The sequence below is a fragment of the Polaromonas sp. CT11-55 genome, assembly GCF_047303325.1.
In the GTDB taxonomy this organism is placed as follows: Bacteria; Pseudomonadota; Gammaproteobacteria; order Burkholderiales; family Burkholderiaceae_C; genus Polaromonas.
Map to the genome: position 1 here is coordinate 24,101 of NZ_JBKBEX010000018.1, position 19,199 is coordinate 43,299.

The following is a 19,199-nucleotide window of genomic DNA, read 5'->3' on the forward strand; positions in this document are numbered from 1 at the left end:
TTCAGCGCTTGATCGCCGCCAAAGCGATCCGGGGATTCGGCGACGGATTCGTGAGCCTGTTGCTGCCGATCTACTTGCTCAATCTTGGGTTAACGCCATTCCAGGTCGGGCTGGTCGCGACCACGACTTTGCTGGGCTCCGGCATCTTGACCCTGCTGGTCGGCACGCATGCGTCGCGCTACGACCACCGGCCTTTGCTGCTGGCCGCCTCGGCCTTGATGGCCTTCACAGGCCTGGGCCTTGCCTCGCTGAGCAGCTTCTGGCCGCTGATGCTGGTGGCATTGGTGGGCACGCTGAACCCGTCGGGTGGCGACGTGAGCGTTTTTATGCCGGTGGAGCACGCGATGCTCGCGAACAGTGTTGAAGGCCCATCCCGCACGGCCGTTTTTGCGCGCTACAGCTTGACGGGGACCTTGTTTGCGGCTTTTGGGTCGCTGGCAGCGGCTCTGCCTGGATTGATTGCGCCGGCGGCGGGCATCACCACGCAGGCCGCCATTCAGGGAATGTTCATCCTCTATGCCTTGCTGGCGCTTGCAATGGCCGCGTTGTACCGCGGCCTGCCATCGCGTCCCGCCGCAGAAATCGCGGCACCGAAGTCTGCGCTGGGTCCTTCGAAAAAACGGGTCTATCTCCTGGCAACGCTGTTCAGCCTGGATGCGTTCGGCGGGGGATTTGTGGTTCAGTCGCTGATCGCCCTCTGGCTCTATCAGCGCTTTGGTCTTTCGATCGAAATAGCCGGATCCATCTTCTTCTGGGCCGGCCTGTTGACAGCATTTTCATACCTTGCGGCGGCTCGCATCGCCAGCCGCATTGGCTTGGTGAAGACCATGGTCTACACCCATCTCCCGTCCAGTCTTTGCCTGATTGCGATCCCGTTCTGCACCGGCCTGAGCTATGCCGTCATCCTGCTGCTGGTCAGGAGTGCGCTGTCGCAGATGGATGTACCCACGCGCAGCTCCTATGTGATGGCCATCGTGACACCTCAGGAGCGCGCGGCCGCGGCAAGCGTCACCTCCGTGCCGCGCAGCCTGGCGGCGGCCGCAAGTCCCGCGCTGGCCGGCTATCTGCTCGGCGTGTCCGCATTTGGATGGCCGCTGATTGTCGGCGGGGCCTTGAAGATCGTTTACGACATTTTGTTGCTGGCCATGTTCAGCCGTGTGCGGCCGCTTGAAGAGGCTCCCGGCATGGAACTCCCTACCAAAGTCGGCTGAAGCTTGCGGCCGGCTCCCGGAAGTCGCAGGCGCGCCACATATACACGGCGCAAGCCTTGGCAAGCTTTGTGACTTTTTGTCCGCCATGGCAAACCGGCACTCGCCGCGCATGCACGAAGCGCACCCACGCCAGCAGGGGCTTTTCGCGTTTCACTCACAAGTGCTTACCGAACGATTCGACACGCTTTGAGGCCCGTCTCCCACCCTCCGACGCAGGCTCGCGGCTTACGCTGACACGCTTTCTCCCCTCGTCGCAAAGACACTGGAACTGTCCTTGAGTTCGGGACGTGGCCGCGCCCTCCACCGGCCGCCGCGCCGCCGTGTTCCAGTTTTTTTTGCCCCATCCGTCCGCTGCCCGGCAGCTTCTTAGCCCATTGATCCATGACAGAAAACACCCCCAGCGTGCTGCTGACCGGCGGCGCCGGCTATATCGGAAGCCACACCTTTGTGGCCTTGGTGGAGGCCGGCTACCACCCGGTCATCCTTGATGATTTCTCGAACAGCCACCCCGCGGTGCTGGAGCGGCTGGCGCAGCTGACGGGCCGGCGCGTGCCCTGCGAAAAAGGCAATGTACTGGACACGGCCTTTGTGGCCGAAGTGCTGCGGCGCCACCGCTGCGTTGCCGCCGTGCACTTCGCCGGCGTCAAGGCCGTCGGTGAAAGCGTGCAGCAGCCCCTCATGTACTACCGCAACAATGTGAGCGGCCTGCTGAGCCTGCTCGAAGCCATGGCCGGTACTTCCGCTTGCCGGTCCGTGGTGTTTTCTTCCAGCGCCACGGTCTACGGCAACCCGGCCAGTGTGCCGATTGACGAAGGCTTTCCCTGCGCGCCCGAAAGCCCGTATGCCCAGAGCAAGCTGATGTGCGAAAACATCCTGGCCTCGCTGCGCGCGTCGGACCCTTCGTGGCGCACCGGCGTGCTGCGCTACTTCAACCCGGTGGGTGCGCACCCCAGCGGCCTGATAGGCGAAGACCCCAGCGGCATTCCCAACAACCTGATGCCTTTTGTGACGCAGGTGGCCGTGGGCAAACGCGCGCGGCTGCGGGTCTTCGGCAGCGACTACCCGACGCCCGACGGTACCGGCGTACGCGACTACCTGCATGTGTCCGACCTGGCCGACGGCCATGTAGCCGCCGTGCAAGCCCTGCTGGCCAAGGGCGAGAGCTTCACCGTCAACCTGGGCACCGGCCAGGGCACCAGCGTGCTGGGTGTGGTGCGCGCCTTCGAGCGCGCCAGCGGCCGGCCCATCCCGTTTGAGTTCGCGCCGCGGCGTGCGGGCGACGTGGCGCAGTATTTCGCCGACGTGTCGCTGGCCCGCGGCGTCCTGGACTGGCGCGCCACGCGCGGCATCGAGGAGATGTGCCGCGACTCGTGGCACTGGCAGCAGCGCAACCCCGACGGCTACCGGACCGAGACGCCGGACAGCACGGCCTTGCACATGCCAGCGCCTGCGCGCAATAGTCCGAACGGCCCCCTTCGACCGGTGGTCAGCGCCTGATTCGTCTTGACACAAAAACCGCACCGAATGAGGACAAGACACATCTGCTTTCACCAGCACAAACCAGGCCATGGGCCGTTCGGACTATTGCCGATTGCTGCACTGCACAACACACTCATCCTCTGCCAATTTTCTGCTTTTGACAGAGAGGAAATTCAATGTTCAAAGCTCTGATGACCGCCGTTCTGGCCGCCTGGATGGCCTCGGCATCGGCCTACTCCGATTCTTCCGACCAGCCACCGCAACAAGCTCTGGCCAGCAAGGCCGGCGCCGCGAAAACCACGCCCACGAAACTGCAGGCCGGCGCCGACAGCGTCAAGGTGCGCGCGGTCTACAGCCCCGACATACGCCCCAACCCGCCGCAGGCCTTCCAGGCCGACGATGAGGCCGGCGCCGGCGAGTCCGGCTGGCGCTCCTACGGCATGCTGCTGGCGACGCTGGTGTTGATGGCCGTGATCGCCGTGCGGCGCTACAAGGCGGGAAGGCCCTGAGCATGAGTGGACTCGGCCGGCCCGGCGTTGCGGCGGTCAAATGGAGTGCGGCGTCCACGGTCGCGCGCTTCGCCCTGCAGCTGATGGCCCAGGTCGTCCTTGCGCGCACGCTGGGCCCGGAGATCTTCGGTATCTTCGCCATCGGCATGGTGGTGCTGACTTTCGCCACCTTCGTGTCCGGCTTCGGTTTCAGCTGGAGCCTGCTGCAGCGCGAAACCCTCAGCGACGAGGACGTGCGCTTTGCCTGGACCTGGCAGCTCATCGTGGGCCTGGCGACGACGCTGGCCGTCTACCTGCTGGCACCCTTGCTGGCCGTTTATTTCCGCGAGCCGCGCGCGCAGGCCGTCATTGAATGGCTGTCGCTGGCCTGCCTGCTGGGTGCGGCCGCCCAGCCGGCCACCTATTTGCTGCAGCGCGACCTCAACTTTCGGGCAGTGGGCCTGGTGCAGGTGGGCAGCTATGCGGCGGGTTACATCGCAGTGGGCCTGCCGATGGCGCTGATGGGGCGCGGCGAAGCCTCGCTGGTGGCGGCCTGGCTGGTCCAGGTGGCCGTGCAGCTGGCGGCCAGCTACGCGCTCAAACCTCACCCGGTGCGCCCGTTGCTCTGGTATGCCGATGCGCGCGCGGCCGTAGGCACCGGGCACACGGTGTTTTTCACCAACATCGTCAACTGGGTGCTCAACAACCTGGACCGCGTGCTGATAGGACGCCTGCTCAACGCGCAGGCGCTGGGCCTGTACAACGTGGCCTACAACCTGGCCACCATGCCCAACACCTTGCTGCTGGGCGCGCTGCAGCCGGCCTTCCTGGCGGCGGGCGCGCGCCTGCAGAACGACAGGCCGCGCCTGGGCCGCGCCTACCTGCAGATGCTGGCCACCATCGTGGTGCTGGGCCTGCCGGCCTTTGTGGCGCTGGCTTTTGTCTCACGCGACATCGTGCGCGTGCTTTACGGGCCGGCCTGGAGCGACGCGGCCTGGGTGCTGGGCACGCTGTTCCTGTGCATGCCGGCTTATGTCATCTGGGGCCTGTCGACGCCGGTGCTATGGAACACCGGGCGCAAGCACTATGAGTTCCTGCTGCAGTTGCCGCTAGTCGCCGCGGGCGCGCTGGGCTTCTACTTGCTGGCCGGCCGGGGCATCGATGTCGCTGCGGCTGTGGCCGGCGGGCTGCTGGTGCTGCGCGCGGCCGTTGTCGTCACCGCCGCTTTCCGCGCGCTGGACCTGCGCGCCACGGCCTTGCTGCCGGACGCCCTGCGCGGCCTGCTGTTAAGCGCGCTCTGTATCGCCGGTGTATTGCTTGGGCAATACGCGGTGGCAAAGTTTGACAGTCCCCTGCTTTCGCTGGCCGCCGGCGCGCTCGCGGCCGCCATGCTGCCGGCGTTGCTCCTGCTGCTGCGGCCGCAGTCGCTGGGCCCCGACGCCTCCGACATGGTGATCCGCTTCGTGCCCGGCCTCGCGAATTTCCTGCGCCGCCCAGCGGCCGCGCCGGCTTCCGCCCTGCCCGCCGCGTTGAGCGAGCAGCGTCCCTGACCGAGGAAAGCAGCCCCATGGACCAACCCGTCGTTATTGCAGTCCTCGTCGCCGGCGCCATCCTGGCGGCGCTCACGGCGGCGCTGGGCATGGCGGGCGCGGTCCATGTGACCTCGCGCCGCGCGCAAGGTTATATGCACTTCATCTTCTACGCCATCTTGCTGATGGTGGCCCTGGCCAACCTGCTCTCGGGCCGCGACCTCTCCAGCAGCAACATGAAGTTTGACGAAGTGGTGGTGGTCGTGCGCCATCCGCTGGTTTCGCTGATGCAGCCTCTGGCCTCGCTGCTGCTGCTCACGCTGGCCGGCGAACGCCTGATCACGCACTGGATACGCCGCGACAAGGCCGCGCAGGCGCCCTCCGCGCTGCTGGTGGCCTTCCTCACTTTCTGGGTATGCACCGTGGCCGCGCCGGCCCTGCTGGGCGCCAACCCGCATGTTTCGCATGACTATGTGTACCCGCTGGTCATAGGCTTCGCGGCGGTGCTGGCCACGGGCACCGAACGCGACCTCGCGTTCGGCGCGGCGCGCAATGCCCTGCTGCTTTTTATCGCCGCCGGCCTGCTGCTGATCCCCTTCAAGCCCAGCCTGGTGCTGGACGCTTCCTACACCCAGGGCCTGCTGCCGGGCGTGCCGCGCCTGGCGGGCCTGGCCCCCCACGCCGTGTCGCTGGGCATGCTGGCGCAGCTGGGCCTTTTGTGCCTGCTCGCGCGCCCCTTGCAGCGCGTCTGGCTCAATCGCCTGGCCTGGGCCATGGGCCTGGGGGTGCTCTTCCTCGCGCAGTCCAAGACGGCGTGGATTTCCTTTGTGCTGTGCTCCGCCTGCATCCTGGCCGTGCGCCAGGGGCCGCGCTTCATGCGCCGCGTGGGCGACCCGGTGCGGCCCGAGTTCGGCATCGTCGCGTTGCTGGCCTTCATGGTCGCCGTCGTTGGCCTGGCGGCCCTTCTGATGTTCGGCGATATTGATGCGCGCCTGAGCAGTTTTTTCGACAGTGCCCAGGGCGCGCAGCTGGCCTCCATGACAGGGCGCGACCAGATTTGGGCCATCGCCTATGACGAATGGCAGCGCAACCCGGTGTTCGGCTACGGGCCGACCCTCTGGGATGCGAGCTTTCGCGAAGCCATAGGCATGCCCAACGCGACCCACGCGCACAACCAGTTCATGGACACGCTGTCGCGCTCGGGAACCGTGGGCGCGGCCGCGCTGGTGCTGTATGCGCTGGTGCTGCTGGTGCTGTCGATACGCTATGCCCGCGCCAGCGGCGGCCTCACGCTGGCCTTGTTCGTGGCGCTGGCGCTGCGCGCCATCAGCGAAGTGCCGCTGCTGCTTTTCGGCTACGGCCCCGAACTCATCGCCCACGTACTCCTGCTGATGGCGCTGGCCGCCGCCGGACGCGAAGCCCGTGAACGCAAACGCGGCCCGGCCAAGGCGCCGCCGGCCATGCCCCGCGTCGAGCCGACCTTTGCCCGGGACCGCAGAAATCCCAGAGACCCCAAAAATCCCCTGGCCGCAGCGCGGCTCCATTCATGAAATCATGAAATTTTCCATCGTCATTCCGCTTTACAACAAGGCGCCCTATATCAGCGACACCCTCGCGTCGGTGCTGGCGCAGAGCTTCACCGACTTTGAAGTCATCGTGGTCGACGACGGCTCCACCGACGGCGGCGCCGAGCTCGTGAGCTTTATCACCGACCCGCGCGTGCGCCTGGTACGCCAGGCCAATGCCGGCGTCTCGGCGGCGCGCAACCACGGCATCGCGCTGGCCCAAGGCGAGTGGGTGGCCTTTCTCGATGCCGACGACTGGCACCATCCGGACTACCTCGAAACGCTGGCCTGGGTGCAGGCGCGCTGCCCCGGCGCCGACACTGTGGCCAGCGACTACCTGCCGGTGCCCGACACGTTGGACATGTGGCCGCCGCGCTGGCCCGAGATGCCGCGATCACCGGACATCGAGCTGATCGCCGACCTGCCGCGCCGATGGATGGCCTCGCCGACGCTGTGCACCAGCGCCGTCTCGGTGCGGCGCGCGCGGCTGCTGCGCATGCAGCCCTGCTTTCCGCCCGGCGAGTCGCATGGCGAGGACCTGGACCTGTGGTTTCGCCTGGCCGAGCAGGCGCCGGTCGCGCTGGTCCACGCGCCGCTGATGGCCTACCGGCTGGCCGTCGAAGGCAGCCTCAGCAGCGGCCATGCGCCGCTGGCCATGCCGCCCTTTCTGCAACGCATGGAGCAGCGCGCGCTGGCCGGCGCCATGCCGCTTGCGAGGCGTGGGTCCGCGCTGTGGCTGGTGGCCCAGTACCAGCTCACGCTGGCGCGCCAGGCCCTGGCCGCCGGCAGCCGCCGCGAGGGCTGGGCCTGGTTGCTGAAGGCGCGCCGCGCGGCCGCCGGCAAACGCTGGTGGCTCACGGCCGCCATGGCGCTTTTCATGCCGGGCCCGCTGGTCAGGAACTGGCAGCGCTGGCGCGTGCGCCGCACCGTGCACGCAGCCAGCCCGGTGGAGGCCGGATAAACCATGAACCCGATACCGTTTGGCAAAACACCCGAAGCGTCCCGGCCGGCACCGGCAGCACCGCCCTCACCCGCCGTGCGCCCTTGCCGCGTCTCCGTGATCATCAAGGCGCTCAATGAGGAGCGGCGCATCGAAGCCACCGTGGAAAGCGCGCTGCGCGCGGTTGCCGGCGTGGGCGGCGAGGTGATCCTCGCGGACTCCTACTCCAGCGACCGCACGGTGGAGCTCGCCAGCGCCTACCCGATTCGCATCGTGCAACTGGCCAACCCCGAGGAGCGCTGCTGCGGCGCGGGGCCGCAGCTGGGCTACCAGCATTCGCGCGGCGAGTTCGTCTACATCCTGGACGGCGACATGCAGATGCGCGAAGGCTTCCTCGAGCAGGCCCTGGCCTTCCTGGACGCGCATGCCGACGTGGCCGGCGTGGGCGGCCGCGTGGTGGAGCAGAACACCGAAAGCCTCGAATACATGGCCCGTGGCGAGCGCGCATCGCCGCATTTGCAGCCCGGCGATGTGGACAGGCTGGACGGCGGCGGGCTGTACCGGCGCAGCGCCATCGAGGCGGCCGGTTATTTTTCCGACCGCAATCTGCACAGCTACGAAGAGTTCGACCTGGCGATACGGCTGCGCGCGCTGGGCTGGCGCCTGTGGCGGCTGCCTGTGGATGCGGCCAACCATTGGGGCCACGATGCGCCGCCCTACCGCCTGCTGATGCGGCGCTGGCGCACGCGCTATATCTGCGGCCTGGGCGAGCTGGTGCGCGCCGCCGTCGGCCAGCCACGGCTGCCGCTGGCGCTGCGGGGCCTGCGCGAGCTGCGCCTTTACCTGGCAGTGTTGGGCTGGTGGGCGGTGCTGGCCAGCACCCCGCTGTGGCCGCTGCCCGCAAGCTTGCGCCTGGCACTGTTCTGTGCCATCGCCAGCGCGCCCGTGCTGCTGATGACCTGGCGCAAGCGCTCCGCCACCAAAGCGCTGTACGCGGTGGTGTCCTGGTGCTTCAATGCCGCGGGCCTGCTGCGCGGCCTGCTGAGGCCCCAGCGCCCCGCGCACGAGGCCATTGCCAGCAAGGTGCTCAAGGAGCCGGTGCAGGAGGCCATCCATTGAAGGGCGAGACACGGCAATTCACCGGCGTGCAGGTGCTGCGCTTTGCCGCGGCCATGCTGGTCGTGGTGATGCACATCACCCAGGCGATTTCCATGCACATCAGCGGCACCGGGCCCAGCCATTATTGGGAGGCCGGCTCCGCCGGGGTGGACATCTTTTTTGTGATCAGCGGCTTCGTCATGGCCATGTCGACGGCCTCGCTGCCGGCCGGTGGTTCCGCGCAACCTTCGCAGTTGAGCGCCGCCTGGGTCTTCATGCGCCGGCGCCTCATCCGGATCGCGCCGCTCTACTGGTTTTACACCCTGCTCAAGGTGGCGCTGCTGCTGGCCATGCCGGCGCTGGCCGCGCGCTCCTCGGTGGAGCCCGGCCACCTCGCGGCCTCGCTGCTTTTCATTCCCGCCATGAGCCCCTGGGGCCTGGTGCAGCCTACGCTGCCGGTCGGCTGGACCCTGAATTTCGAAATGCTGTTTTATGGGGTGTTTGCCGCGGCCATCGCCCTGGGCGCGCCGCGCATACGCTTTTGCCTGGCGGCATTCGCGCTGGTGTTCGCGGCGGGCTATCTGCTGCCGGAGTCGGTCGCGCTGAATTTTTACGCGCAGACCATTGTGTTCGAGTTCATCCTGGGCGTCTGCATCGCCCATGCCTTTTTGCACTTCCGGCGTCCGGGGCCGATAGCCGGCCTGGTGGTGATGGCGGCGGGCGCGCTGTACATGTTCGCGCCCGACTGGGGCCACTCGGCCGACCGCTTCGCCACCTGGGGCTGCGGCGCCGCGCTCATTGTGCTGGGCGCCGTCTGGCTGGAGCCCTGGACCGTGCGCACGCCGCTGGCTTCGCGCCTGTCCTTCCTGGGTGATGCCTCGTATTCGATTTACCTGTCGCACACCTTTGTGGTGCCTGCCGGCGTGCAGGCGCTCAAGCGCCTGGGCGTGCAGGACAGCCTGGCCATCGCGCTGGCCGTGGGCCTGGCCGTGGTGGTGGCGGGCTGCCTCTCTTACGTCTGGCTGGAACGGCCCATGACCGCCTTCTTCAAGCGCGCCCTGTTCGGCGCGCCCAAGCTCTCTTACCAAACTCCCGGAAAGTAACCATCCCCATGCGAAGTGAATCGCTGCCGCGCAGCGCCATCCGCGAACGCGAAGGCCGCTACATCTACATCGCCTGTCCCTGGACGCCGCTGGGCGGCGGCATGTTCAAAGTGGCGGACTACCTGATACAGGCCCAGGCCTCCTCGGCCGCCATCGCCTCGGCCGACGCGGCCGAGCTGCGGCCGCTGGACACACGCGGCGGCGCCAACGCCTTGTACTCCTTCTGGGTGCTGGCCACCGCGCTGGCGCGCATCGTGCGCGGCCGCTTCAGCGGCCGGCTGGCCGGCGTGCACGTAAACATGGCCGAGCGCCTGAGCCTGTTCCGCAAGGGCGCCGTCATCGCCGCCTGCCGCGCCCTGGGCGTGCCGGTGGTGCTGCACCTGCATGCCGCGCAGCTGCACCATTTCTACCGCTCACTGCCGCGGCCGCTGCGGGCATTGACGCGCTGGGTGTTCTCGCTGCCGGCCAGCGTCGTGGTGCTGGGCTCGGCCGCTCGGCGCTTTGTCATCGAGGAGCTGGGCGTAGCGCCGGATCGCGTGGACATCGTCATCAACGGCGTGCCCGAACCCACCCATGCGCGCCGCGTCGCCGGCGATACCGCCATGCAGCGCGTGCTCTTCCTGGGCAACCTGTCGGAACGCAAGGGCGTGTCCGACCTGCTGCAGGCGCTGGCCTTGCCCGGCTATGACACGGCCCGGCTCGAGGTGACACTGGCCGGCGGCGGCGACGTAGAGGCCTATGAAGCCAAAGCCAGGACGCTGGGCATAGACAGCTTTGTACGCTTTGCCGGATGGTCGGACCAGCAGCAGGCGGCACGGCTGATGGCCCGCACCGACGTGCTGGTACTGCCCTCTTACGACGAAGGCCTGCCGCTAGTCATCCTGGAGGCGTTGGCCAATGGCGTCGCGGTGGTGTGCAGCCCCGTCGGCGAAATTCCCTCGGTGCTCAGCGACGGCGTCAACGCCTCATTTGTGCAGCCCGGCGATGTGGCCGGCATCGCGGCCGGCCTGCAGCGCGTGCTGCAGGATGGCGAATTGCGCGCAACGCTGGAGCGAAACGGCCGCGCGCTCTATGAACAGCAATTTTCCATCGCGCATTTCTTCAGCAGCGTGGCGCATATCCACCAGCGCGATTTCGGCGTGGCCGGCCGGCCTCTGCGTGCCGCCGCGGTTTCACAGGACGGCAAAGCATGATCCGCGACGCCGACAGCATTCCCAACGGCAGCCGGCTGGAGGCCGATGTCTGCGTGGTCGGCGGCGGCCCGGCCGGCATCGCGCTGGCGCTTTCGCTCAGCGACCAGGGTCATGCCGTGCTGCTGCTTGAGTCCGGCCGGCTGCAGGCGCATGCGCCCACACAAGACCTCTATGAAGGCGAGGTCGCCGACGAGCAACTGCACAGCCCGCCCGGCAAATACCGGCAGCGGCGGCTGGGCGGATCCTCGGCCATCTGGGGCGGGCGCTGCATGCCTTTCGACCCGATCGACTTTGAAACCCGCGCCCACATCCCGCACAGCGGCTGGCCGATCTCGTATGAAGACCTGCTGCCCTGGTACCCACGCGCCAACGCCCTGGCCGAAGCCGGTCGCTTCCTTTACGACGCGAGCCAGGCATTGGAGCCGGGGACAGGCCCGCTGATCGCCGGCTTCGACAGCGAGCGCGTGCTCAGCAACGGGCTGGAGCGCTTTTCCTGCCCCACGCATTTCGGCAACCGTTACGCCAGGCGGCTGGCGCTGGCGCCCACGCTGGAAGTGCTGCTGGGCGCCAATTGCACCGCGTTGCGGCTGCAGGCGGACGGCCAGGCACTGCGCGAGCTCGAGGTGCGCACGCTGGCCGGCACACAATTTACCATCGCGGCGAAAAGAACGGTGCTGGCCGCGGGCGGCCTGGAGACCGCGCGCCTGCTGCTGGCCTCGCGCGACGTAGCGCCGCAAGGCGTGGGCAACGCGCATGACGTGGTGGGCCGCTATTACATGTGCCATATCGCCGGCAATGTCGGCACGCTCACCGTGCACGGCCCCACCAGCGATGTGCGCCACGGCTATGAAATTTCGCCCGAAGGCATTTACTGCCGGCGCCGCCTCTCGGTCGCCGCCGGCGAGCAGCGGCGCCTGGGCCTGGCCAACGCGGTCGCGCGCCTGCACTTTCCGCGCATCACCGACCCTTCGCACCGCAGCGGCGTGCTGTCGGGCCTGTTCCTGGCGCGCAAGCTGATCAGCTATGAATACAGCAAGCGCCTGAAGGACGGCGCGCCGCCGACGGCCGGCGTCTATGCGCGCCACCTGCTCAACGTCATGGCCGACCCGCTGGACACCACGGCCTTCCTGTCGCACTGGCTGACGAAGCGCACCCTGGCCGAGCGCAAGTTCCCCTCGGTGATCCTGCGCAACCGCAGCAACCGCTTCAGCCTGGAAGTGCACGGCGAGCAGATCCCCCAGGCCCACAGCCGGGTCACGCTGGCCAGCGGTGTCGACGCGCTGGGCATGCCGCGCCTGAAGGTTGACTGGCGCTACAGCCGCGCCGACATCGATTCGCTGGGCGCCAGCCTGGACGTGATGGCCGAGGAGTTCGAGCGCAGCGGCAAGGCCCGATTCGACTACAACCGCCACACCCTGGAAGAAGACGTGATGCGCTTCGGCGCCTACGGCGGCCACCACATCGGCACCGCGCGCATGGGCACCGACCCGCGCAGCAGTGTGGTCGACGCTGACTGCCGCGTGCATTCTGTGCGCAACCTGTTTGTGGCCGGCAGTGCGGCCTTCCCGACCTCCAGCCAGGCCAACCCCACGCTCACGCTGATCGCACTGTCGCTGCGGCTGGGCGACTTCCTGTCGCGCCAGCTGCGCGCCGAGCGCGCACCGCTGCAGATGAAGGAGGCCGCATGAAAGTCCTGGTACTGGGTGCATCGGGCCACATCGGCGCACGCCTGCTGGAGATGCTGCAGGCCACGCCCTGGGCCGCGGCCACGGGCGCCTCCCGGCGCATGAAAAACACCGCGAGCTGGCTGGAAGTCGACAGCCGCGATCCGCGCCAGCTGGCGCAGGCCCTGAAAGGTTTTGACGCAGTGGTCAACTGTGTGGCGGGTGATGCGGCATCGATCGCCGACGGCGCGCGTGCGCTGGTGCAGGCCGCGCTGCAGGCCGACTGCCCGCGCATTGTCCACCTGAGCACCATGTCGGTTTACGGCCCTGCTGAGGGCCTGGTGCGCGAAGATGCACCACTGGACCCCACCCTGGGCTGGTACGGCCAGGCCAAATGCGAGGCCGAGGCCGCCATGCACGACTTCGTGCGGCACGGCGGCGAGGCGGTGATGCTGCGGCCGGGCTGCGTATACGGCCCCGGCAGCCAGCTGTGGGTAGGCCGCATAGGCCGCTGGCTGCAGGCCGGCCGCCTGGGCGACCTCGGCATCGCGGGCGACGGCTGGGCCAACCTGGTCCATGTCGACGACGTCTGCCAGGCCCTGCTGCTGGCGCTGCGGCTGCCCGCGGCCCAGGGCAAGATACCGGTGTTCAACCTGGCGGCGCCCGACAGCCCACGCTGGAACGATTATTTTGTGGACCTGGCCCTGGCCATCCAGGCCACACCCGTGCGCCGCCTGGGACGGCGCCGGCTCCAACTGGACGCCTGGCTTTGCGGCCCGCCGCTCAAGGCGGCCGAGCGCGCCCTGAAACTGCTGGGCAGCACCGGCGTGAAGCTGCCCGATGCCCTGCCGCCCGGCCTGCTGGGCCTGTGGTCGCAGCACATACACCTGGACACTCAGGCGGCCAGCCACCGTCTGGGCGTGCAATGGACATCTTATGCCGACGGCCTGCGAGATTCCGCCGCATGGTTCAATGCGCCCGCCGGCGCCGGCCAAACCACCCTGGACAAAATCATATGCACGCCCTGAAAGCCGACACCCACCGAAAGTTCGGATACACCGCCCCCCGACTCGCGCTCAAGGGCGCGCTGCTGGACCCGGCGTTTCGTGTGCTCGCCGTCTTGCGCCTATGCCAGGCCGCGCAACAGTTGCCACCCAACTGGCGCTGGCTGGCCGTGTGGCCCGCGCGCCTGCTTTACCGCCTGGTGAGCCAGCTGGCCGGCATCGAAATCCCCTGGCGCACCGAGATCGCGCCGGGGCTGGCGCTCACACACGGGCGCGGCATCGTCGTCAACGCCGGCGCGCGCATAGGCCGCAACGTCACGCTGTTCCACGGCGTCACCCTGGGCCAGCGCGACCACATCGACGCGCAGGGCCGCCGGCACACGCTGTACCCGGTGATTGAGGACGAAGTCTGGATAGGTCCGCACGCCATCATCGTGGGCGGCGTCACCGTAGGCAAAGGCAGCCGCATTGCCGGCGGCGCCTATGTCTTCGAGGACGTGCCGCCCTATTGCGTGGTGCTGGGCAACCCGGGGCAGATCGTCAGGCGCGACTGCACGCCCGATGTGCAGAACCGCTATAGCGAGGAAGACATTCCTGTGGCCCGGGATTCCCATCCGGCCGCGCGGGCCGATGCACACATTAACGCCGGCTGATACACCTCTCTCCAGAGCCACAGCCGACGATTCAGATCGCGCGCGCCGAGTACAAGTCCCAAGCGATTGGTGCAGATGTGCTCTCGGATCAGCAGCTGTCACAAGACCATGCACGGAATGAGGGGCTGGTGTTGGGCCTTGCATTCCTTCGCCCTGTCCCACTGCGGCTGAATGAGACATCCAAGGAGAAAGCCCAGGACGGTCGCGGCGAGAACAAAGAAGCCTACTCTGTCCTTCGGACGTTCAAGACGTTTAGACCAGGCGTCCAAACAACGAAGCTGATAACCAGCCACATACAAAATCGGGAACAAGGCCGCCAGTACAAGAGAAACCATTCCAATTGAAAAGTATTCCATCTTTTTCTCCCCGTATTTTTCCGATATGAGCCTCACTGCCAGTTAGCTGCCAGCACCGGCGCAAGTGCCGTTTGCTGCAAAGCCGTCAAACTGGTCTGGCCCGAGGCCGGCGGCGCGAAGGCCGCCATGACACTGACCAACTTGTCCACATTGGTATGTTGCAGTGCCTTGCCGTTACCACTCTTGATCTGCTCGATGTGGTAGGGGTCGCCTTGGTACCAGTTTTGCACCGTGGCTTTGTCACTTGTGCCGATGATGCTCACTTCCAGGTCGTTGCCCGTGTGGCGGAACCACAGCTGGTCGTTGGCGACGCCCGTTCCAAACGACAGCACATCGATGACGCCCGGCGTGCTATCGTTTTCAACAATGCGATCCTGCCCCATGCCTCGATAGGCCGAGTACGTGTCGCCGCCTGCACCACCGGCCAAGGTGTTGTTACCCGTATTGCCGCTGAGCACATTGGCCAATGCATTGCCGCTTCCATCAATGGCGGCCGTGCCGGTCAGCGTCAGGTTCTGCTCGGTAGCGCCCAACAGGTACGTGATGCTCGATTGCACGGTATTCCCCACTCCAGCAGGAGTGGAGGGCGTAAATAGCGAGGGACTGGAAGGCAATTGCAACACAAGGGGCGGTGCAAGAGGGATGATAGGTGCAATGGATCCAATGGGTACGATGGAGATCCCAGGTATCGAAGGGATCACAACTGGCGTTGAACTCTGGCTCAACGCATCCAGTTTGGTGCTGCCCCACTCCACGCCATCGGCAAACTCCACATGCTCGATTTTTCCTGAGCCCAGGAAATCGAAATGATTCCTCGCCGTGATCCGGTCGCCTTGCCCCAGGGCGATCACCAAGTCCTGGCCTACGCGTGACAAGCTGGCTTCGGTGGATTTGATATCTACCAGGGATATCCTGTCGTCGGTGCTAGTTATGCCGCTGTCGACGATCGTGTCCTGGCCGTCGCCTCGGGCAAATACGTAGCGGTCGCTACCTCCCAGGGAATCCGTAAAGGTATCGTTGCCCTTGCCGCCTATGTAGGTATTGCTTTCCGACAGATTGCCACCGGACAGGGTGTCATTTCCCGAAGTGCCGCGTATAGCCGCCGAATTCATCCGAACGCCGTCCCAGACCACGCCATCGGAAAACTCAACGTGTTCGACTTTGTTCCAGCCCATCGTTGAGAAGTAATTCCTCACCGTGATCTGATCGCTTTGGCCCAGGTTCAGGATCAAGTCCTGCCCGGCGCGGGACAATTGCGCTTCCGCGGACAGAATATTCTGCAGCAGTATCCGATCATCGCTGGCGCCAATTCCCTCTTCCGTGATCGTGTCCTGGCCATCGCCGCGGGCAAAAATATAGCTGTCGTTACCCCCTGATGTGTCGGTCAGGCTGTCGTTGCCTTTGCCTCCGATATAGATATCCCGTTCCTGAAACTGGGCACTGGAAAGGCTGTCATTGCCGCTGCTTCCTTGCAACAAGGCGATGGTTAGTTCTTTGGGCGTCCACACTACCCCGTCTGAAAATTCGACGCGCTCGATCTGGTAGCTTTTCGACGCATCGTAGTGGTTGCGCACCGTAATCTGATCACCCTGCCCGAACACCAGCAGTAAATCCAGCCCCTTGCGCGAAATTGTGCATCCGCCAGAAGCGATGTTTTGCAGCACCAGTTTGTCGACGCCTGAAAAGCTCTTATCTTCGATCGAGTCCTGGCCGTCGCCACGTGAATAAAGATAGGTGTCGCTACCGTCCGCCAGATCAGACAACTGGTCGTTTCCGGCACCTCCTTCCAGCACGTCGTCTCCGCGCCCGCCTTTGAGCACGTCATTGCCCAGGCCACCGGCCAGAATGATCCGCCCATAGCCCGAGTTACTCAGCACGTCATTGCCCGTTCCGCCAATGGCTGCTTCCAGGCTCGCCTGCCCCAAGTCCAGCGTCACGCCCGCAGCGCTTGTGACCACAGCGATGTCAAACCCTGCCCCGCCGTTAATTTGGGTCGGCAAATCCTCGGCATCGATCAACAGCGTATCGTCGCCCGCACCGCCGTTCAAGCTGTCGGTACCTGTACCTCCCGAGAGCCAGTCATCACCCGCACCGCCTGTCAACACATCGTTGCCCGCATCGCCCTGCAGGACCACTGCCTGGCCGCCCGTACTGCGCAAGATATCAGCGCCGGCGCTGCCCATCGCTCCACTGAGTCCGTCGATACCGACATCGATATTCAAGGCGTTGCCTTGAGCCAGACCGAAACTCAGGCCACCGGCCTGCGTCAGGCGCACCAGGTTACCGGCCACGGAGGACCGCCAGCCCGGCCCCGTGTAGCCCAATTCCACATCGGCGCTCATACCCACTTTGCCGTCGGCACGCGTATAAGTGCTGAAACCATCCACCTTGTTGCCACCGCTGCTCCACTGTGTTGCCGCAACCGTCAGGCTCAGGCTGGAGATACCTGCCTGCACCAGCGTTTTGAGCTCACCCTCGTCAGTAATGCCATCACCATTTTTATCTTGCCAGATGCGCAGCTTGGAAAATTGTTCATCCGCGCTGGTGATCTTGCCGTCATGCGTGGTGTCAAACACTGCCCGCAAGCCGTCCATATCCGAATCATTTGGCGCGTCGGTCCACAGCGCGAAAGAAAGCTCCTTGGCCTGGTCGATCTTGCCGTCACCGTTGACGTCGATGGCCAGGAGACCATCATCCGCGCCAATCCACCCCACATGGTTTTTAAATCCCGTGCCCTTGACATCGAAATAGGCATTGGATGCGTCCTGCCGCACCAGCTCTACCCCATCGCCATCCAGGTCAAGCACAACCGGTGCATAGTAAGAATAGTCAAAGCCGAAATCCATGGTTGGGAAATCGAAAGCGGGGGTGTAGTCGTTGTAGTACGGCAGGTACTGGCCTGCGGAATTGATTGACCCAAAATCACCGTAGCCATAGTCGTTGTGGATGCCGGAGCTCGAAACGAAGGATGCATGTGATGCAAAGAAGCCGGACATTGCGTTGTACAACTCGGTAAGCCGGTCATATCGCTGCATCGAATGCTGATCCCCGAACACGGCAAGATTGGCTGCCGAAATAGGATCAGGAGCGGCATATGCACCAACTATGGGAACGGTCGGCGCACTGAAAGACGCGTTCAGATTGTTGTCACGCACAGCCGTCCAGTCCGAGGCCTTGAGCCCGTCGGCCCACACCTCGTCGGCGTAGCCTAGCAAGGCCGAATGCGCTGTCTCCTCACCTCGAATCAGTTCTTCCGGAGCATCGGTAGCGCGTAACAGGTTTTGCCCAGCCCAGGTTTCGCCTGTACCCTGCGCACCTACCAGTTTGCGCAGTGCAGCCACCTCGACCGCGTAATTGTCATCACGGTCAGTGCTTTGGTGCAGGCGGTTCACCTGGGTTTGCAGGTCAGTGGATATGCCAGGCGTTGAGGAAGTGGACGTTGCAGCGTTCGACTCCACAACGTGCCCCACCTCATGGCCCTGGGCATCTTTCAGCAGGAACTCACTGCGGTCAAACTCTCCGTCGCCGTTCGTGTCTCGGTCGATCTGACGGCTGATGATCTGGCCGGCACCGTTTGCGATGACGGTTTCCGTAGAGCCGTGGGAATCAGTAGTAGTCGTAGACCGCTGAATTACCTGGCCAACATCGTCATAGTATTGCGCGCTAAGCGTTTTTGTCGATACGTCGTATTGTTCCTTGTAAACGACAAGTCCATATTCATTGCTGAATTTGGTGCTTGTGGAGTTTCCACTGACATCGGTCGAAGTAACGCTGACGACGCCGCTTGAATCTTCTCCCGAGACTCTTGTGGTAGAGACAACATTGCCATCAATGTCACGTCTCACATAAGTTGTACTGCCATCCAGGTTGGCCGACATTTCTCCAATTGGCGCAGGGAGGCCGGGAATAACCAGTCGCGTTGTCGTAACGCCATTCAAAGTGGTGGTGCTGGTCGCCAGATTGCCAACAAATGTGGTGGCGCCTCCCTTTGCTTGTCCGCTGCTATCTCTTATTTGAAGCGTGCGGGTGCCACTGGTGCCCACTGTGACTTCAGCGTAGTCCCCGGATGACGTCCTGGGAGTTTGAAAGCTCGCCGTCCATTTTGTGGGATCGTTCGCAATTGGTGTGTTCACCGTGAGCGTGGCCGCATCGATTAATTTTGCGGCATCGCCAGTTACGCCTAGCTTGTAGAGAACAAAGTCTCGCCTATCTTGTTGTGCGTAGCTAATACTTGGCTCTGTGCTGGGATGAGATGCGGCAACAGCCTGTGAGGCAATGCTCAGCCTTTGGGCATCTGATGTCGCCGCCGACATCTGGGCAAACAAAGCAGGACTATCCAAAGTTCCAGAAAAATTATTCGCATACGCTGGAATAGTCTGAAACTCTTTTTGCACTTGCCATTCCGCAAACTGGGCATTCGCTTCTGCCATGGCCCGCGCTTGTTGATAGGCATTCGGGTTTACCCATTCATTTCCGGCGGAATCCTTAAAACCTGCCTGCCCGTTCCATCTTGTTGTATGCCCCAACTCATGGACGATACGAATAACGAGGGAAGCAGGTGCATTTGCATAAGTTTGAAAGTCACTTGCGCCAATGAATGCCTGACTACCAATTGCATAGGTGGCGTTGGAGGTTGAGTTTGGGGTGGCGACGGTGTTGAGTTTGACGGAGTTTTCATTTCGTCCACCACCTATATTTAGTCTGAGTTGGGCATCTAAATACGACAAAAAAGCCGAATTTGACTCCATTGCTTTTGCCAGGGCGAAGTCGATACGTCCAGCAACAATGGGATCAAATGCTTTTGATGCGTCTCTAAAGGTGGCGCTTAGGGAGTTCCATTGAGCGGCTGAAATTTGACTGAATGCAGCTTGGTTTGCCATGTTTTATCTTTATTCTGATGGTGACGAAAATACTCA

At 64.5% G+C, this 19,199-nt stretch carries 13 protein-coding genes; 12 read left to right on the forward strand and 1 reads right to left on the reverse strand.

Annotated elements, in window-relative coordinates; genetic code table 11:
* Nucleotides 1-8 precede the first annotated feature (8 nt).
* From ACEN8I_RS16295 to ACEN8I_RS16350, 12 genes are all read left to right on the forward strand, one after another.
* The gene (locus ACEN8I_RS16295) at nt 9-1,211 is read left to right on the forward strand and encodes an MFS transporter (RefSeq protein WP_413329559.1); all 1,203 of its coding nucleotides are present in this window, start codon (nt 9-11) and stop codon (nt 1,209-1,211) included.
* Between the two features lie 381 nt (nt 1,212-1,592).
* On the forward strand, nt 1,593-2,708 hold the full coding sequence (gene galE / locus ACEN8I_RS16300; RefSeq protein ID WP_413329560.1) for a UDP-glucose 4-epimerase GalE: 1,116 nt from the start codon (nt 1,593-1,595) through the stop codon (nt 2,706-2,708).
* 158 nt (nt 2,709-2,866) lie between these two features.
* On the forward strand, nt 2,867-3,199 hold the full coding sequence (locus ACEN8I_RS16305) for a hypothetical protein (RefSeq protein ID WP_413329561.1): 333 nt from the start codon (nt 2,867-2,869) through the stop codon (nt 3,197-3,199).
* Between the two features lie 2 nt (nt 3,200-3,201).
* Nucleotides 3,202-4,728, forward strand: a complete 1,527-nt coding sequence (locus ACEN8I_RS16310) for a lipopolysaccharide biosynthesis protein (protein WP_413329562.1) — start codon at nt 3,202-3,204, stop codon at nt 4,726-4,728.
* A gap of 17 nt (nt 4,729-4,745) precedes the next feature.
* Nucleotides 4,746-6,257 (forward strand): O-antigen ligase family protein, encoded by a 1,512-nt coding sequence (locus tag ACEN8I_RS16315; RefSeq protein ID WP_413329563.1) that lies wholly within the window; start codon nt 4,746-4,748, stop codon nt 6,255-6,257.
* 4 nt (nt 6,258-6,261) lie between these two features.
* Nucleotides 6,262-7,233, forward strand: coding sequence for a glycosyltransferase family 2 protein (locus tag ACEN8I_RS16320; protein ID WP_413329564.1), 972 nt, complete (start codon nt 6,262-6,264; stop codon nt 7,231-7,233).
* Between the two features lie 3 nt (nt 7,234-7,236).
* Entirely contained in the window at nt 7,237-8,331 is a 1,095-nt protein-coding gene (locus ACEN8I_RS16325; RefSeq protein WP_413329565.1) for a glycosyltransferase family 2 protein, read from the forward strand.
* Nucleotides 8,328-9,413 carry an acyltransferase family protein gene (locus ACEN8I_RS16330; RefSeq protein WP_413329566.1) on the forward strand — a complete coding sequence of 362 codons (1,086 nt, stop codon included), beginning with the start codon at nt 8,328-8,330 and terminating at the stop codon, nt 9,411-9,413. The genes ACEN8I_RS16325 and ACEN8I_RS16330 overlap by 4 nt, the downstream gene beginning before the upstream one ends.
* Before the next feature lie 8 nt (nt 9,414-9,421).
* On the forward strand, nt 9,422-10,606 hold the full coding sequence (locus ACEN8I_RS16335) for a glycosyltransferase family 4 protein (RefSeq protein ID WP_413329567.1): 1,185 nt from the start codon (nt 9,422-9,424) through the stop codon (nt 10,604-10,606).
* Nucleotides 10,603-12,294: an FAD-dependent oxidoreductase gene (locus ACEN8I_RS16340; RefSeq protein ID WP_413329568.1), complete on the forward strand. Its 1,692-nt coding sequence runs from the start codon at nt 10,603-10,605 to the stop codon at nt 12,292-12,294. Before ACEN8I_RS16335 ends, ACEN8I_RS16340 begins: the two co-directional genes overlap by 4 nt.
* A complete protein-coding gene (locus tag ACEN8I_RS16345; protein ID WP_413329569.1) occupies nt 12,291-13,298 on the forward strand; it encodes an NAD-dependent epimerase/dehydratase family protein in 1,008 nt (335 codons plus the stop codon). The genes ACEN8I_RS16340 and ACEN8I_RS16345 overlap by 4 nt, the downstream gene beginning before the upstream one ends.
* Nucleotides 13,286-13,927, forward strand: coding sequence for a serine O-acetyltransferase (locus tag ACEN8I_RS16350; RefSeq protein ID WP_413329570.1), 642 nt, complete (start codon nt 13,286-13,288; stop codon nt 13,925-13,927). The genes ACEN8I_RS16345 and ACEN8I_RS16350 overlap by 13 nt, the downstream gene beginning before the upstream one ends.
* A 388-nt stretch (nt 13,928-14,315) precedes the next feature.
* On the opposite strand, the gene ACEN8I_RS16355 is transcribed toward ACEN8I_RS16350, so the two are convergent.
* A complete protein-coding gene (locus ACEN8I_RS16355; RefSeq protein WP_413329571.1) occupies nt 14,316-19,163 on the reverse strand; it encodes a calcium-binding protein in 4,848 nt (1,615 codons plus the stop codon).
* Between the last annotated feature and the right edge of the window lie 36 nt (nt 19,164-19,199).

Bases quoted from the DNA above. Each gene is read 5' to 3' on its own strand.
- ACEN8I_RS16340 (WP_413329568.1), top strand. From the start codon at position 10,603: ATGATCCGCGACGCCGACAGCATTCCCAACGGCAGCCGGCTGGAGGCC.
- ACEN8I_RS16350 (WP_413329570.1), top strand. From the start codon at position 13,286: ATGCACGCCCTGAAAGCCGACACCCACCGAAAGTTCGGATACACCGCC.
- ACEN8I_RS16355 (WP_413329571.1), bottom strand. From the start codon at position 19,163: ATGGCAAACCAAGCTGCATTCAGTCAAATTTCAGCCGCTCAATGGAAC.
- ACEN8I_RS16335 (WP_413329567.1), top strand. From the start codon at position 9,422: ATGCGAAGTGAATCGCTGCCGCGCAGCGCCATCCGCGAACGCGAAGGC.
- ACEN8I_RS16345 (WP_413329569.1), top strand. From the start codon at position 12,291: ATGAAAGTCCTGGTACTGGGTGCATCGGGCCACATCGGCGCACGCCTG.
- ACEN8I_RS16325 (WP_413329565.1), top strand. From the start codon at position 7,237: ATGAACCCGATACCGTTTGGCAAAACACCCGAAGCGTCCCGGCCGGCA.
- ACEN8I_RS16305 (WP_413329561.1), top strand. From the start codon at position 2,867: ATGTTCAAAGCTCTGATGACCGCCGTTCTGGCCGCCTGGATGGCCTCG.
- galE (WP_413329560.1), top strand. From the start codon at position 1,593: ATGACAGAAAACACCCCCAGCGTGCTGCTGACCGGCGGCGCCGGCTAT.
- ACEN8I_RS16310 (WP_413329562.1), top strand. From the start codon at position 3,202: ATGAGTGGACTCGGCCGGCCCGGCGTTGCGGCGGTCAAATGGAGTGCG.
- ACEN8I_RS16315 (WP_413329563.1), top strand. From the start codon at position 4,746: ATGGACCAACCCGTCGTTATTGCAGTCCTCGTCGCCGGCGCCATCCTG.
- ACEN8I_RS16320 (WP_413329564.1), top strand. From the start codon at position 6,262: ATGAAATTTTCCATCGTCATTCCGCTTTACAACAAGGCGCCCTATATC.